General features: G+C 58.2%; 15 protein-coding genes and 2 pseudogenes. 11 read left to right on the top strand and 6 right to left on the bottom strand.

Annotation, left to right across the window (positions count from 1 at the left end; translation table 11 throughout):
* Positions 1-60 precede the first annotated feature (60 nt).
* The 4 genes and pseudogenes from B1C78_RS14410 to B1C78_RS14420 form a co-directional block, all read left to right on the top strand.
* On the top strand, positions 61-498 hold the full coding sequence (locus B1C78_RS14410; protein WP_077279870.1) for an RrF2 family transcriptional regulator: 438 nt from the start codon (positions 61-63) through the stop codon (positions 496-498).
* 98 nt (positions 499-596) lie between these two features.
* A pseudogene (locus B1C78_RS18105) lies at positions 597-800 on the top strand (GntR family transcriptional regulator); the annotation flags it as partial.
* A 171-nt stretch (positions 801-971) separates the two neighbouring features.
* Positions 972-1,970, top strand: coding sequence for an aminotransferase-like domain-containing protein (locus B1C78_RS14415; RefSeq protein ID WP_245795444.1), 999 nt, complete (start codon positions 972-974; stop codon positions 1,968-1,970).
* Positions 1,971-2,046: 76 nt separating this feature from the next.
* Positions 2,047-2,280 (top strand): annotated as a pseudogene (locus B1C78_RS14420) (integrase core domain-containing protein); the annotation flags it as partial.
* A 65-nt stretch (positions 2,281-2,345) separates the two neighbouring features.
* Here the strand turns inward: B1C78_RS14420 and B1C78_RS14425 are convergent.
* The 5 genes from B1C78_RS14425 to B1C78_RS14445 all read right to left on the bottom strand — a co-directional run bounded on the left by B1C78_RS14425 (position 2,346) and on the right by B1C78_RS14445 (position 5,396).
* Positions 2,346-2,864, bottom strand: coding sequence for a PaaI family thioesterase (locus B1C78_RS14425; RefSeq protein WP_077279872.1), 519 nt, complete (start codon positions 2,862-2,864; stop codon positions 2,346-2,348).
* Entirely contained in the window at positions 2,861-3,406 is a 546-nt protein-coding gene (locus tag B1C78_RS14430; protein ID WP_077279873.1) for a DinB family protein, read from the bottom strand. Before B1C78_RS14430 ends, B1C78_RS14425 begins: the two co-directional genes overlap by 4 nt.
* 346 nt (positions 3,407-3,752) lie before the next feature.
* Positions 3,753-4,349 (bottom strand): LysE family translocator, encoded by a 597-nt coding sequence (locus B1C78_RS14435; protein WP_077279874.1) that lies wholly within the window; start codon positions 4,347-4,349, stop codon positions 3,753-3,755.
* Positions 4,350-4,359: 10 nt separating this feature from the next.
* Positions 4,360-4,971 (bottom strand): hypothetical protein, encoded by a 612-nt coding sequence (locus B1C78_RS14440; RefSeq protein ID WP_077279875.1) that lies wholly within the window; start codon positions 4,969-4,971, stop codon positions 4,360-4,362.
* Between the two features lie 14 nt (positions 4,972-4,985).
* Entirely contained in the window at positions 4,986-5,396 is a 411-nt protein-coding gene (locus tag B1C78_RS14445; protein ID WP_139349957.1) for a nuclear transport factor 2 family protein, read from the bottom strand.
* Positions 5,397-5,493: 97 nt separating this feature from the next.
* On the opposite strand from B1C78_RS14445, the gene B1C78_RS14450 reads away from it, so the two are divergent.
* Complete coding sequence (locus tag B1C78_RS14450; RefSeq protein ID WP_077279877.1) at positions 5,494-6,897, top strand: aminotransferase-like domain-containing protein; 1,404 nt, start codon at positions 5,494-5,496, stop codon at positions 6,895-6,897.
* Positions 6,898-7,175: 278 nt separating this feature from the next.
* On the opposite strand, the gene B1C78_RS14455 is transcribed toward B1C78_RS14450, so the two are convergent.
* Complete coding sequence (locus B1C78_RS14455) at positions 7,176-8,171, bottom strand: LysR family transcriptional regulator (RefSeq protein WP_175628322.1); 996 nt, start codon at positions 8,169-8,171, stop codon at positions 7,176-7,178.
* Positions 8,172-8,238: 67 nt separating this feature from the next.
* Between B1C78_RS14455 and B1C78_RS14460 the strand changes: the two genes are divergently transcribed.
* The 6 genes from B1C78_RS14460 (at position 8,239) to B1C78_RS14485 (ending at position 13,896) form a co-directional block, all read left to right on the top strand.
* Entirely contained in the window at positions 8,239-9,654 is a 1,416-nt protein-coding gene (locus B1C78_RS14460) for a YbfB/YjiJ family MFS transporter (protein ID WP_077279878.1), read from the top strand.
* A gap of 67 nt (positions 9,655-9,721) precedes the next feature.
* Positions 9,722-10,252, top strand: coding sequence for a carboxymuconolactone decarboxylase family protein (locus B1C78_RS14465; RefSeq protein WP_217698044.1), 531 nt, complete (start codon positions 9,722-9,724; stop codon positions 10,250-10,252).
* Between the two features lie 190 nt (positions 10,253-10,442).
* On the top strand, positions 10,443-11,393 hold the full coding sequence (locus B1C78_RS14470) for a LysR substrate-binding domain-containing protein (RefSeq protein ID WP_077279880.1): 951 nt from the start codon (positions 10,443-10,445) through the stop codon (positions 11,391-11,393).
* A 136-nt stretch (positions 11,394-11,529) separates the two neighbouring features.
* Complete coding sequence (locus tag B1C78_RS14475) at positions 11,530-12,417, top strand: CmcJ/NvfI family oxidoreductase (RefSeq protein ID WP_217698045.1); 888 nt, start codon at positions 11,530-11,532, stop codon at positions 12,415-12,417.
* 19 nt (positions 12,418-12,436) lie between these two features.
* The gene (locus B1C78_RS14480) at positions 12,437-13,078 is read left to right on the top strand and encodes a 2-hydroxychromene-2-carboxylate isomerase (RefSeq protein ID WP_217698046.1); all 642 of its coding nucleotides are present in this window, start codon (positions 12,437-12,439) and stop codon (positions 13,076-13,078) included.
* A 182-nt stretch (positions 13,079-13,260) separates the two neighbouring features.
* Entirely contained in the window at positions 13,261-13,896 is a 636-nt protein-coding gene (locus B1C78_RS14485) for an FMN-binding negative transcriptional regulator (protein ID WP_281250612.1), read from the top strand.
* Positions 13,897-14,658: the final 762 nt, after the last annotated feature.

A 14,658-nucleotide genomic window follows, 5' to 3' on the forward strand; every position in this document is an offset into this window, starting at 1 on the left:
TAATATAAGATTCGTCGAGAACGACTCTTTGCTGGTTTGAGAATGATACCGGAGGCCGTGATGCAGCTCTCTCAGTTTACTGACTACTCGCTTCGGGTGCTGATGTACCTGGGCTTTCGAAACGACGATCAGGTCAACATCTCAGAGATATCGAGCGCCTATGACATCTCCAGGAGCTATCTCATGAAGGTGGTCAGCCACTTGGCATCCAAGGGATTCGTGCATACGACCCGTGGCAAGGGCGGAGGAGTCCGTCTGTCTCGCCCACCGTCACTGATCAATCTGGGGGAGGTTATTCGGGAATGTGAAACCAGCTTTCACGTGGTGGAATGCCTGGGGCCTGTGCAGTCGTCCTGTCCACTGCTCCCCGAATGCGTCCTGCGTTCCATCCTGCGCGAGGCGACACATGGGTTCCTCGGCATCCTGGACAAGTACAGCATCCAGGATCTTGTGGCGAGCCCCAGCGTCGGCCGCGGACTGTTGCGCGCCTCCATCTGAGTTCGCCATCGTCCATCGATAGCCAGCGCCCACCCCAACGAACCCTGGACATTGGGGGAGGACGGCCGCAAAAGACATAAGAAAAGAGGGTTTCCACAGTGCAGGACGATCGTTCTTCCCCCAACTACGAAGGCATCGCCAGGCGTATGGCCAATCTGATCCGATCGGGCGTGCTGCAACCGGGCGATCGCCTGCCTTCTCTGAGGCAGGTCAGTCGCCGGAACCGCGTGAGTCTTGCGACGGCAATCCAAGCCTATCGATGGCTTGAGGATGAAGACCTGATCCACTCACGGCCCGGCTCCGGCTTCTTTGTCACGACCAGGTGCGAAGGATCCATGAGGCGGGAGTCGTCCAAGCCAATCCCCCATGAGTCTGACTCCGAACTCTGGCTACCACCCCGTCCGCCCGCGGATCTCCTGCCCGAGCATCGGCTCAGTCGCCTCATCAGCGCCATGGTGAGGCGCCACCCATCCATGATCAGCGAGAATACCGATCCGCGCGGGGACAATCTTCTCCGACGACAGATCGCACGGCGGACCGCAGCTCTCGGCCTTGACTGTCGCGCCGAGGACATCGTGATCACTTCCGGCGGACTCGAGGCGATGACCCTGGCATTGCGCGCCGTGGCCGAAGTGGGTGATGCGATCGCCGTGGAGTCCCCTTGCAGTGCCGCCACGCTCGGAGTGCTCCGAAGTCTTGGGCTGGCGCCCGTGGAAGTGCATGCAACGCCCGAACACGGCATTCTCCTTGACCAGCTCGAGGACATACTGACCACCCGGGAGATCCGTGCCTGTCTGTTTTCGACCAATTGTGCGGATCCGCTGGGCTATGTAATGCCCGAGCCGGACAAGCGCGTTCTCATGCACATTCTTGCGCACCACGGGGTTCCGCTTGTGGAGAATGACGTTCTGGGGGATCTGGCCTATGGAGCACGTCCCAGCCCCGCAGCGGCCTTTGCCGCGAATGACAACGTTCTGGTCTGTTCATCGTTCACCTACACCTTGGGGTCCGGACTGCGGCTCGGCTGGTTGGCGCCGGGGAAATACCGTGCACGCGTACTGGAACTGAAGGCCGCGTCAAGCGTGGCCCCACCCCCGCTCATACAGCGCGCGGTGGCCGAATACCTTCAGGGCAGCGGATTCGAACGGCACCTCCGCGCGCTGCGCCGGGCCCTCGAAGCCCAAACGGACGACCTGGCACAGGCTGTGCGTGCAAGCTTTCCGGGGACCACCCGTCTGTACCGGCCCGCAGGCGGATCGGCCCTGTGGATCGAGTTGCCACCCGGCGCAGATGCCTGTTTGCTGCAGGAACGCTCACCCCGGACCGTTGTTGACTGGGTACCCGGCTGCCGATTCACGACGAGCCCCACGCTTTGCAACTTCATGCGCCTCCCGGCCACCGACGTGCGGGGACATGCGTTGGACGCACGAATCGCGGCACTCGCAACACAGGTGGGAGGGACGACCTTCTGATACCTGGGGTGCCGCTAGATAACCGCGTCCACGCGTTCAGGTGGTCGAACTCTGTCCAGAGGAGTCGAATCCCTCGCAGCCCAGCCCTCAAACGCAAAGGGGCTTCGGACGACTCTGGTGTCACGCTGCGTTTGGTTATGACCAAGAGGAATGGGTGGACGGGCGGTTCCGGGACGAATGCCTGAACGAGCACTGGTTCACCAGCCTCGCCCATGCCCGGAAAGCGGTCGCCGCCTGGCGGCGCGACCACAACGAGGCACGGCCTCATTCATCGCTGGGCTACCAGACGCCAGCGGAGTTTGCCGCCTAACAGCGGTTGAATGTCTCACCGGGAAAACCCCGGCTCGAGATCGTTGATTGAACGGGCTGCACCAACTACGGTCTGGTACGGATTGTGGGGGGCAGGTCAGCGCTGTGTCCCCATCCCTTGGCAGCCGAGTCACGCAGGGGCATGATCGTGCCCGAGGCCAAGGCTACCAACTTGGCGCCATCGCCGACGATTTCGCATTGGTAGTGGGAGATGGTACGTCCTTGCCGGACAGCCCTGGCTGTGGCTGTGAGCATGGATTTCCATACAGGCCGGAAGAAATTGATGCGTAGATCGATACTTGTGAAACTTTCGCCCTCCTCAACAAGGGTCGAATGCGCTGTGCCAATGGCCGCGTCGGCCAGCTCGCTCAGCAACCCGCCATGAACCGTGCCTTGCTGGTTGCCGTGGATCGCTGCGTCCGCGTCCATCTCCAGACAGGCATATCCCTTGTCAATGCTGGCAATCCGGAAGCCTAGCAGTTGCGAAATGGCAGTCGGGTACTTGAGGTCACAGCTGGCATCTGCGGGGAGGGTGCCGTCGATCTGCCGTTGCAAGAATTCAAGCGCAGTAAGTTTTGCGGTCATTGTGCTCCCTTGGCAGTTAAGGGTTGAGCACCGAAATACGCTGTTGCGGCTCCGGGCATATAGATCAGATCCGTGTCGCCGAAGTCGTAGCCGAGTTGCGAGATCAGCGTCGTGATCTGACCGCGGTGGTGGGTCTGGTGATGGAACAGGTGTATAAGGATCAGGCCGAGCGGTAGCGTCACCGACTCCCTCTTAAGAAACGAGGTATAAGTCACCGGTTCGGCGAGGCGTACTGGATCGAGCGTGGCGACGAGGGCCGCGATCGCTGCATCCTTCTCCACGCGTTCACGCGCCAGCGTGGCAAAGTCCGCATACAGTTCCTGGTCAAGGGATTCCAAGGAGAATGGCGTGCCGGTCATGCGACCGAGCCACAGCCGGTCGACCAGCAAAAGGTGGTTGAAGGTGCCGTGGATGGAGCGGAAGAACGCAGCCATGTCGCGCCTGCGTTCGTCGTCACTCATGCTGGCACAGACCGCGTAGAGCTTCTCATTCATCCAGCGATTGTGGTGGGACATCAGGGTTAGCATGTTGATGTCGTACATGGGACGCTCCTTCTCATTGACATCTAGACGATGCTTGCTTGTGCGCCGCGCGGCCTGCTGTTGGGATCTCGAAAGTTCCCTCCGCTCGTCATGGAGGCATCATCATGCCCCACGATGTGGATACCGTGTAGCGCTTACTCATCGGATTGTTTCAGTTCACATCGTACAGAGTGACCACGTAAGAACCGTATGAACTGGCCGAGTAGCTCCTTCATGTATAGAGCACGAAGCTGACGTGCCAGACAGTGGTAGTAATCGATATCGATGCCGCCGTCGTTTCTGCGACGCACGCCGGACAGGTCGCCCATGGACGTTGTCGTATCTGGCGCAGGGTTTTGTTCATGCTTCATAACCAGAACAGGATCACCGTAGCGGCGGCTAGCACTGCCATGGCACGGTTGACCTTCCATAGCACAACGGGATCCTGGATCCAGACGCGCAATGCGCCGCCGCTCCCCGCCCACAGACAGATACATGGCAGGGCGACTGCCGTGAACACCAGTCCGGCTATCAGGACGCGCTCCGCATAGTGTTCCCCCGGCGGCACGAACGCGGCGATGACTGTGGTGGCCATCAGCCAGGCCTTGGGATTGACAAACTGGAACACGGCGGCTTCGTGAAAACGGATCGGTCGCGCCGTCTCCATGGTCTGCCACTCCCGGGTACCCCAGAGTTTCCGGGTGAGCCAGAGCATGTAGATGCTGCCGACCAGCTTCAAAACCACCTGCACGGCAGGCTCCCTGGTGAGCAACACGCCCAGTCCGACGCCGACCAGCCCGATCTGCAACAGTACGCCGAGGAGGATGCCTGCCATGTGCCAGACCGTCCTTCTCAGACCGAACGCCAACCCCGAAGCAAACAACAGAATGTTGTTCGGCCCAGGCGTAATGGTCATGACGAGGGCATACGCCGTCAGCGCGACCAGGATGTCGAGTGACAACATGTGTACCTCCTCATGACCGGATCCGGGCGTCAGAGGTCGTAACCATGGGCCTGCGGTAGGCCATGACGGCGATGAGCGCAAGACAGGCAGCCGCCATCGCGGCGGAGAACAGCACTGTGGTCGTCGTATAGCGCTCGAGCGCGGAGATGATCAAGGCGTTTCGCACCACCAGCATTCCCAGGAACGCGAACGACTCGGAATATGGCTGGAACCAGGCCTTGCGCAGCGTCGGGCCGAAACCGAGCAGTTCGATGATCGTGACCAGCCAAATGGCCCAGAGGGGATCGTTCAACCAATACCACAGAGGCATTGCGGCGAGGGCCGCAGCGAAGAACAGGCGGTCTGTGAGTGTGACAGTCACATCCGCGCGGTTGATATAGGCCAACACAGCGATGAACAGGGTGACCCCGGCGGAAAAGCCGATCACCCAGGTTCCGATGCCACCGCCTGCCTGGTTCGCGGCGAGAAAGGCCACGCTGGTGTTCATGCTCCAGATGACCCAGGAGAAAACATGTGGACGGGTCTGGCCGCCACGAATCGACAGGATGTAGGGAAAGAAGGCGGTGAGGGTGAGCACCACTGCGATTGCGCTCAGCCAGGATCTGTATGCATCCGCATCCATAATCGAACGCCCGTTTACTCCACGTACAGTGCCGGGACGCGCACTGCCAACCCGCCCGCGTTGAAATCGAACACTTCCGCCAACAAATCGCGGTGACCTCGGTACAAAGTGGTGAAACAGCGGATGCTGGCCGGTACATCGACGAACTGGCAATGCAGGTTGGGCACGTGCGACAAGATGGTCCGCCAATAGGCGCTGATCGCTGCAATGCCGGTGAGTTTCCCGGAATGCTCGCCGGCGCACTGTCGAGTGAACGGCGAGGAGGACTCGAAATCATGGTTACAGTGCGCCAGCGAGGCGTCGACCCAATGGGGCGTGAAAGACCTGGAGTCATTGGCGTTCCGTGGCGGCACGGCGGTTTCCTCATGCCTTGGTGGCAAGACCACTTCTCTTGCAATCCATGATAGGTACAGGTAAAAACGCAATACAGATCCAGATTGTTTAAAATGAATCGGTACAGATTGGCGCGTTCGACAACTGTACTGGACCATCAGTATCCATCTGTATCGTCATGAGGCGTTTATGGACCCGCTCTATCGAAAGGTCGCTGCGGAGATTGCCCAGCACATTGAGCGTTCCGTCTACGTACCGGGTGATCGCCTCCCTGGTGTGCGCCGTTTGGCACGTACTCGCGGCGTCAGCACTGCAACAGCGGTTTCGGCGTACCAAACGCTGGCAGATGAGGGCTATATCGAAGCGCGGTCGCGTTCGGGCTTCTATGTGCGTGCCCGAAAGGCTATTCAAACCATCGAACCGACGCTCTCGGCGAAGGCGGCTGCGCCAAAGCTTGTCACGGGTCAGGCGATGGCGATGGCCTTGATCAAGGCCGCCAATGACCCTGCCATTGTGCAACTCGGGGCCGCTGTGCCGGACCCCGCGTTCCTGCCCACGCAAGCGATCGCGCGTGCACTGGCAACGGTCATGCGCACGAAAAGGTCACAAGTATCCAGCTATATGATGCCGCCCGGCGCACTGGAATTGCGTCGCCAGATATCGCGGCGCATGAGCGAATCGGGTGCTATCGTCTCGGTCGACGATATGGTCATCACCACCGGCTGTCAGGAGGCGCTCAGCCTAGCCTTGCGCGCCGTGACACGGCCTGGTGACGTTGTTGCAGTGGAATCGCCAGCTTTCTACGGGCTCTTACACGTGCTGGAATCGTTAGGGCTTGAGGCGCTGGAGGTTCCGGCTCATCCGATTGAGGGGATCTCTCTCGACGCGCTTGGTTTCGCCCTTGAACGCTGGGCTGTAAAGGCCTGCGTACTCGTGCCGAATTACAGCAATCCGCTCGGATACTGCATGTCGGACGATCAAAAGCACGCCCTGATTCGTCTGCTTGAGAAACACAGAATTCCGCTGATTGAGGACGATGTCTACGGCGACTTGGGCTTTTCCAGCCAGCGCCCTTCGACCTGCAAAGGGCTCGCTCCGCATGCCGACATTCTTTACTGCGGCTCGTTTTCAAAATCACTCTCGCCCGGCCTGCGTATAGGGTGGATCGCAGCCGGTCGCCATCATGCGCACGTCGAGTTCCTCAAGTACGTCACCAGCATCGCCAGCTCCACTGCGCCACAGCTTGCGGCGGCCGAGTTGCTTGCCACGGGTCGCTACGAGCGCTATTTACGCGAAGTACGGAGCAAGTATCAAAGCGCCGTGGCGCGCATGAGCGATGCCGTGATGAGGACCTTCCCAGAGGGCACGCGCATCTCGCAGCCCAGGGGCGGGTTCGTGATCTGGGTGGAACTGCCGAAAGGCACGGACAGTATGGCGCTCGCACGTCGCGCGCTAAGGGACGGCGTGAGCATTGCACCGGGCCCATTGTTCTCGGCGAGCGGAAAGTTCGCCAACTTCATTCGACTATCGTGCGCGAAAGTATGGGACGCCCGTCTTGAGCGGGCCTTGTTCGCTGTGGCGAAACTCATCTAACGGCGCCAGCCCCTTATCCGGGCGCGACCTTCGCTTTGAAGCCCAATCAGGTTGACCTACTTCGCATGCCGACAGAGACCGTGTCCCGCATTGAAGACCTTTGATGCCGCTGGCGGTGCGGGCGATACCTATTCGCTACCAGAAATGCGGAATCCCAGTGCTGTCTGAGCAATACTATGGACGGATGCCGTAACATAGCTCCCGTGCGCGATCTCCGGCTCAATCGAGGGACGGTGAGCAAACCTTGGGTGTGGTAGGTGAGCGATTTGTTGAGCCAGTCAATGCCTCCGTGGAGATCGTCCGTTGGGTGCCATCGTTTCAGTCTCCCCTGCATCGGACTCGAAGGGTACGGTAGCAACGGCAGAGTCGTGCTGAAACATAGTACCCGTAACGGTACCAAGATCAGTCGCGTGCTGTTGGAGAAGACTGAGGAAAGCACGAAGTGCGAGAGACTCGCGCTCTGGGCGCCATACGAAGTGCGTGATATTTCGAGAAAGCTCTATGGGGAGTCTATGCCGTTGCACCTCGTCTCGAATGCCTAACGAATCCACCACGGATAGCGGCACGATAGCGACACCGGTGCCGGCAACCACGCAACCGATGATTGAAGGATAGGATGCGAGTTCGACGAAGCGTATCGGTGTAATACCTTCAGCTGATAACCAGCCTTCGACAACCTTCCGATACGAACACCCTTGCGGAAAACAGATCAACGTCGAGCAATCGATGTCCTGTATGCGATTGGTGGGTTTCGATTGACTTCCGCTGATAAGCACGAGCTCCTCTCTGAAGATGGGTGCAGCCGAAAGCCTGGGCGCCCAGAAAGGTTGTGATACAAGGGCACCTTCAATTTCGCAGTTGGATACGGCCTCAATGAGGCCGGCAGTAGTGTCGGTCCGGATCTCCAGCTGCACATCGGTGTGGCGGCTCGTGTAGTCCGAGAGAATCGTGGGTAAGCGGGCGCCGGCAGTGCTCTCCAGGGAGCCGATTCGCAGCGTTCCCATTGGCCGTCGTTCGGAAAGTGAAAGCTCCGCCTCGCCGACCAGCTGGAACAAACGCTCGGCGTAGTTTAGTAAAAGGTTTCCTTCGGGGGTGAGCGACAAACGATTGTCACAACGGTTGAACAGGCGGACACCCAGACGCTCTTCCATCTGTTTAAGACGCGTCGTGATGTTCGAAGGGACACGATGCAACAGCTTCGATGCAGCCGTTACGCCGCCGGCTGTGGCAACGGCCTGAAAGATCTCAAGCTCATCCAGGTTCAGCTTTCTCATTTTCAGAACGCTCCTTCTTGATAATTCAATATCTTTCGATGTCCGCTGGCGCGTAGAGTCTCCGGACATGAACAGCGCAGCGTCTGGAAACGAACTGACTCTGGCCATGGCAGGTGCCGCTTCACTTGCGGTAGCAATGGGCATCGGTCGATTTGCGTTCACGCCGATCCTGCCGATCATGCAGGTCGACTTCGACCTGTCCCTGTCAGACGGGGGCCTCATCGCCTCTGCCAACTACCTAGGTTATCTCATTGGCGCCGTTTCTGCCGCACATCGGCGCATTGAAGCATTCCGTTTGTTCCGGACGGGGCTGGGGGTAGTGGTAGCCACCACCGCATTGATGAGCGTGATCAGTTCATTGCCCTTATGGCTGCTGATCCGGTGCCTGGCAGGGATTGGGAGTGCGTGGGTATTGGTGGGCGCTACCTCTTTGGTCATTCCGCGACTGCGTAAAGCAGGTCGTACCAGCCTGAACGGAATCGCTTTCGCCGGCGTGGGTCTTGGCATCGCCGTGGCGGGGCTGACCTGCCAGGCGTTGTTCTTGTCTGGGAATCATTCTGCCGGGGCGTGGCTTGCCCTAACAGGGCTCGGTCTGTCCTTCGCCGTCTATGCCTGGCGGTGTGTGCCACGCGAGAGTGGCATAGGTGATCCTGTTCTGGTGACGAGGAATGGACGAGCTTCCGCGCCGCATACAGCGACGTCCATGCGAGACCATTCCGGTATAGGTCGCGGGACCGACAACAGGCGCGACATCGATTACCAACCCGGCCGAGCACAGCAGCTCCGCGCTCGATACATGAAGGAGCTATGGGATCGGTTCATTTTGTTCTTGCGCCGCCACTCTGTGCGAGCCGAGCAAAGAGCGGATGTTCGAGAGAGCGCGAAGGTAGCTCCCGATGCGCTGTCAGGCCCTCCGTGGTGGCCCCTGATACTGGCCTATGGTCTGTTTGGCTATGGGTATATCCTACCGGCGACTTTCTTGCCCGTGTACGCGAGAGAGATCGTCCCGGATCCCGCATCCTTCGGATGGATCTGGCCTCTATTCGGGGTGGCGACGGTGTTCTCTACTGTTGCACTTGGGGTGCTGACCAGAGGAGCGCGTCCGCGTACTGCTTGGGCTTTGGCGAACTTGGTCATGGCGTTAGGTCTCGTGTTGCTTGCCATGGGTACCTCGGTTGCCAACGTCGTGATCTGCGCCATTTGTGTGGGAAGTACTTTCATGGTCATCACCATGTTGGGCATGAGAGTAGGTGAGTCCCTGGGAGGCATCCGAGCGCGGACGCTCATGGCGTGGATGACCGCGGCGTTTGCACTGGGTCAGCTCTTGGGGCCCATGGTTTTCAACGGGTTCATATACTCCGGCTTGCCTACCAACTACGCCTTCTTCACGGCTGCGATCGGTTTGGTCGCGGCATCCACCATGATCGCCTGGTCCACTGTGCCGGGCATTACCCTGAGAGGACAGTCTGATGAGGCCAAATAACAGTTCGACTCCACAAGGATTCTCCGGTGCGACCGATTCCCGCCTTCCCCTTCCTGATCCAGCACAGATGAGTACAAAACAGAAGGAGCAAGCCGATGCATTGATCAATGGTCCACGCAAGGGCATAAAGGGGCCGTTTATACCGCTCATGCGTTCTCCAGAGCTTTTGGAGAACCTGGCTAGCACTGGTGAATACCTACGGTTCAAGTCCACATTGCCCGAAGACCTCAAGGAGTTCGCCACACTGATCGTGGCCCGTGAGACATCAAACCAGTTCGAGTGGGCGGTACATTACCCACTGGCGATCGCGGCAGGTGTGGCGCCGGAATCGCTTAAGGAGCTATTTGAAGGTGCGCGGCCCCAGACACTCTCCCCAGACGAAGCAGTGGTGTATGACTTCACCCGGGAGCTATCTGGCCATCATGGGCTGTCGGACGGCACCTACGCCCGTGCGGTTGCTGTCTTGAAAGAACAGGGAGTCGTGGAGATGACCGCGTTGATCGGTTACTTCTATGCCGTTTGTTGGATCATGAACGTGGCCCGCACACCCTCACAGTTGGTAGCGGAAACAGGTCCACTTCATGCATTTCCGATCTGATCGGCCTATCCGGCGAAGGCGCCAGAGCGCGAAAGGTGCCCAGAACATAACGATAGCAACTGCACCGGGAAGCCGGCCAGCCGGCCTCTCTACGACAGTGGGATTCTCGGGACCATGAACGGTCTCTCTTTCGTAAAACTGCCAGAGTGCCGTAAGCTGGTCTGCCCCAAGTGTCCAGGCGCAATCGGCGATGTCCCGTGACCTGCGTAAGATCAACTATCTCGATCTACTCCGTGGCTTCGTGGCTGTCGGACGTCGACGTAGTGTTACAGAAGGAGCAGAGGATCTGGCCTTAACCCAGTCTGCGGTGAGCCGCCAGATTCGTACGCTCGAGGAGCGTCTGAATACAAGACTATTCATTCGAGGTCATCGCTCAATCGCCTTCACACCGGAGGGCGAATCGCTGTTTCTCGCATGTAACGCGGCGTTAGACTTGATCTCGGATGCCGTTGAGCGTCTCCCTGGCATCGGATATCGGCAGGCGGTTACGCTGAGTGCCAGCATCGGAGTGACCGGGCTGTGGCTATTGCCACGTCTGGGAAGGTTCCAAGCACTGCATCCGGAAGTGGAAGTGCGGGTGGCCGCCAGCAACCGCGTAGTACGTGAGATTGGTCGGGAAGGGGTTGATCTGGCTATTCGATACTGTGACAGGGAATCCGCGCCTGCGGGTGCTCGACGGCTATTCGAGGAACGGATTGCGCCGGTGGCACATCCTGGCATTGCGCCTCGGCATGGGCTTTCCCATGAAACTCTTGGATCGGTTTGTTTGCTCGAGTTTGACAGCCCTGAAACTCCTTGGCTGAAGTGGCAACACTGGCTGGACTCAAACGGCCTTGGAGATATCCATCCGTGCTCGATCCTTCGCTTTAATCAGTACGATCAACTCATTTATGCAGCGATGGCCGGTCAGGGCATTGCCCTGGGGCGTACAGCCCTCCTTGGAGAGGTGCTGGGAAAGGGTAGTCTGGTGGCGCTGCTCGATCCACGTCCTCCCGCTGGCGTCTCCTATGCCTACTGGCTCGTGACCGATGGGCGGGAATCGCGCCCTGCTGTGGCAGCGCTTCGTGACTGGCTCATGGCGGAAGCCGAATGTGAACCGGTGAGCGCCGGGGCAGAGCTTTCGCACCGTTCGCATTCCTGACGTGCATGCGAACGGTGCGGAAAACTCGATTGAGAGGCGTTTGGCCTGCGTGCTTTACTCACCTCGCCGGCCTTTAAGAAACCATCACTACCTGCTTGGAGGCCTGCATAGACTGGTATGAGCGAGGAGCGCAGGCATGTGTACAGAGCATGTGAGATCGTTGGCAGGGCCCCTTTCCAACGGGTTGATTCCCGGTCGGCGAGACAGCACATCAGCCGTACTAGGCTTTTTACCGGAAACCGACGAGTCACCGGTTCAATACGCCTATCCACCACCGCCTGGCGTTCCGTGGGAGAACGCCGGCTATGACCACCGATCGGTCGAAATCGTTGATGCCAGAAGACTTCGGGTAAGGCCTTGGGTCGACTCGATGGGGTTTGACCTCTGGGACGCGCCTTCTGCGGTAAGAGACTTTCGAGATCACAAGGTTGTGCGGGAGATTTATTATGCAGAAGCCCGTGAACTGGCCCTGATGGTCACCGGCGGTCGGGAGGCGTACGTATTTGATCACCTGGTTCGCCGGCGTGGCCCCGGCCGTACGCCCTTGAACTTCGGGCGGGGTAGCGCAGATGGATTCGCGCCTGCCAACGGTCGACTCCATAATGACTTCACGGAAGCATCCGGGCGCCAGCGATTGGCCCTGGATCTACCGGACCCAGATGCACGCAGGAATGTACAGAGCTTTTGCATCATCAACATTTGGCGACCTATCAATGGTCCTGTGCTGGATGCGCCGCTTGCGCTGTGTGATGCACGCACCGTATCGACTGGTGATTTGGTCGAAGGCGAGGTTCGCTACCCGAATCGGACCGGCTGGATCTACCTATGCCGCCATAGCCCCTGGCAGCGTTGGTACTATTATTCAGCCATGGACCGAAACGAAGCCCTGGTGTTCAAGCAATATGATTCGGTTCTGAGCGGCGTGTCGCGTTTCACGCCCCATGGCGCCTTCGATCATCCACAGGCACCCCCGGATGCGCCTCCGCGCGAAAGTATCGAAGTACGCTGCCTTGTTACGTTCTGACCGATGAACTTGTAACCCCGTGGACGAGAGAATACAAGCACATTGCGACCCAACGGATACGGTGGAGATCTGGTTCGATTTTGCCAGTAACTACAGTCACATTTCAGTCATGCGTGTGGAGGATCTTGCCCATCGGTGCGGTGTGACAGTGGTATGGCGGCCGTTCCTGCTCGGGCCGATTTTCAAGGAGATGGGCTGGGAGACATCCCCGTTCGTCGTTTACGAGTCCATGGGACGCTATATGTGGAGGGATATGGAACGCCAGTGCGCGAAATATGATGTTCCATGGAAAAAACCCTCAGTGTTTCCACGCAGTTCCACTCTGCCAACGCGCATTGCGCTGCTCGGTTCAGATGAACCATGGATTGGGGAATTTTGTCGAGAGGTAATGCGCATGAACTTCTTGCACGACTTGGAAATTGATGATGCGGTTGCCATGCAGTCGCTTCTGAATAGACTCGGACTTGCCGGTGAACAACTGATCAGGCAAGCGAAGCAGGCTGAAAGCAAAAACGTGCTCCGACAGCAAATTGAGCGCGCCCGAGAACTGGGCATCTTCGGCGCTCCGACATTCTTCAGAGGAAGAGAGATGTTCTGGGGAAACGACAGATTGGACGATGCAATCGCGTTTGTTGCGCAGCGTCGAGCAGTGAGCGAATGACGACAAGTCAGTTGGGGGGCGATCTAGCTCTATCGGTAGATCTCAAGTATTGAACTACCATAATGAAGACATTCGACTTGAACGACTCTGGGTTTACGATCACGCTCGAATCCGAGCGGCGGCCCTGTAGTCATGGTGAAGGGCATTTCCGCGAAAGCAGAGGGTAGAGCGTGTACATTCCTATGCGGTTTGATGAGTCACGACTAGAGGTCATGCACGCTCTGATTCGTGCGTATCCGTTGGCGACTGTAGTGACACATTCTTTGGAAGGGCTAAACGCTAATCACCTTCCGCTATATTTGTCTCAGGCAACCTCATCGTATGGCGTACTGCGGGGTCATATCGCCCGTGCAAATCCGTTGGCGCTGGAGGTTGTGGACGGCATTGAAACGTTGGCAATCTTCCGCGGCCCAGACAGCTACATAACGCCCTCGTGGTACGCAACGAAGAAGGAAACCGGAAAGGTCGTCCCCACCTGGAATTATGCGGTCGTGCATGCTTACGGCGTGTTGCGTGCAGTCGATGATGCGTCGTGGTTGCGGAGACAGCTCGACGACCTTACGGAGCACAATGAATCGTCCTTTCCAGAGCCGTGGGCCGTATCCGACGCGCCGCCCGACTATATCGAAAGAATAATGGCGGCCATAGTGGGCGTAGAAATGGTAATCACAAAGTTGCTTGGTAAATGGAAGGTCAGTCAGAACCAGTCAACCAGAAACCAAATCGGCGTAATTGCGGGTTTGAAGGATACGGGGCTTCCGGAATCGGAAGTAATGGCTTCGATGGTAGAGGCTAGGACAAAGAATCCCAGTCAATAAAGCTGTCAACGCGCACTGACTCAACTAGCTCAGCCTTCAGGTATCATGCAAAACCAGCGACCCGGTGATCCGGCTGCCTACAAGAGTCTTGCCCAGAAGTGGCATCCTGATAGGCACCCACAAGGTATGGGTAGAACGGAAAAGATCACGGGCAGACCAGGGACAGACCACGTTCATTCTAAGGACGATGGTCTTCTCGATGGAAGTTGGGGTCCATCCCTGAGTTCCCGAGTATCCCTGGTTCCGTCGATGGGGCCCGTGGGCTATCCTTGGTTCCGATACGAGTCGACCAGTAAGCCGCATTCTATAGCACCCTATGGGGGCGGCGTCTTGAGGCGGCTAAGCAGAAGCAATTACTCTTAACTCAACCGTCTGTGAAACCGGGGTAGAACCCAGGATGGTCCAGAAGCAGGGGCGCGCACTCAAACAGCGTACCTTGAGGAATCATCCAGCGTACAGATTGCAGGAATGCCGTAGTTGGGACTCTGCTCTCTCTAGTCCTGCGATGACGCTTCCGCTCTGGGTTAGGGGGTGCGTGTAATCTTAGGGGGGTCGCTTGCCGGGAAGCTATCGCGCAGCTGACGGTCCAACTCCTCGTCCAGCTCACGCTTTAGCCGTTCGACCTCATCGTCTCTCTTCTTTCTTTGGACCATCTTTCTTTTTCTTTCGTTAACCATTTCCGCCTCCTGCGTGCACGCCGGAGTACTGACGCCAGTTCCTGAGTCAACGAGCACGCCACCTTCTTCAAATCGCCTGTACATT

Source organism: Thioalkalivibrio denitrificans (assembly GCF_002000365.1).
Classification (GTDB): domain Bacteria; phylum Pseudomonadota; class Gammaproteobacteria; order Ectothiorhodospirales; family Ectothiorhodospiraceae; genus Thioalkalivibrio_A; species Thioalkalivibrio_A denitrificans.

Bases quoted from the DNA above. Each gene is read 5' to 3' on its own strand.
- B1C78_RS14410 (WP_077279870.1), top strand. From the start codon at position 61: ATGCAGCTCTCTCAGTTTACTGACTACTCGCTTCGGGTGCTGATGTAC.
- B1C78_RS14415 (WP_245795444.1), top strand. From the start codon at position 972: ATGATCAGCGAGAATACCGATCCGCGCGGGGACAATCTTCTCCGACGA.
- B1C78_RS14425 (WP_077279872.1), bottom strand. From the start codon at position 2,864: ATGACCGCAAAACTTACTGCGCTTGAATTCTTGCAACGGCAGATCGAC.
- B1C78_RS14430 (WP_077279873.1), bottom strand. From the start codon at position 3,406: ATGTACGACATCAACATGCTAACCCTGATGTCCCACCACAATCGCTGG.
- B1C78_RS14435 (WP_077279874.1), bottom strand. From the start codon at position 4,349: ATGTTGTCACTCGACATCCTGGTCGCGCTGACGGCGTATGCCCTCGTC.
- B1C78_RS14440 (WP_077279875.1), bottom strand. From the start codon at position 4,971: ATGGATGCGGATGCATACAGATCCTGGCTGAGCGCAATCGCAGTGGTG.
- B1C78_RS14450 (WP_077279877.1), top strand. From the start codon at position 5,494: ATGGACCCGCTCTATCGAAAGGTCGCTGCGGAGATTGCCCAGCACATT.
- B1C78_RS14455 (WP_175628322.1), bottom strand. From the start codon at position 8,171: ATGAGAAAGCTGAACCTGGATGAGCTTGAGATCTTTCAGGCCGTTGCC.
- B1C78_RS14460 (WP_077279878.1), top strand. From the start codon at position 8,239: ATGAACAGCGCAGCGTCTGGAAACGAACTGACTCTGGCCATGGCAGGT.
- B1C78_RS14465 (WP_217698044.1), top strand. From the start codon at position 9,722: ATGAGTACAAAACAGAAGGAGCAAGCCGATGCATTGATCAATGGTCCA.
- B1C78_RS14470 (WP_077279880.1), top strand. From the start codon at position 10,443: ATGTCCCGTGACCTGCGTAAGATCAACTATCTCGATCTACTCCGTGGC.
- B1C78_RS14475 (WP_217698045.1), top strand. From the start codon at position 11,530: ATGTGTACAGAGCATGTGAGATCGTTGGCAGGGCCCCTTTCCAACGGG.
- B1C78_RS14485 (WP_281250612.1), top strand. From the start codon at position 13,261: ATGCGGTTTGATGAGTCACGACTAGAGGTCATGCACGCTCTGATTCGT.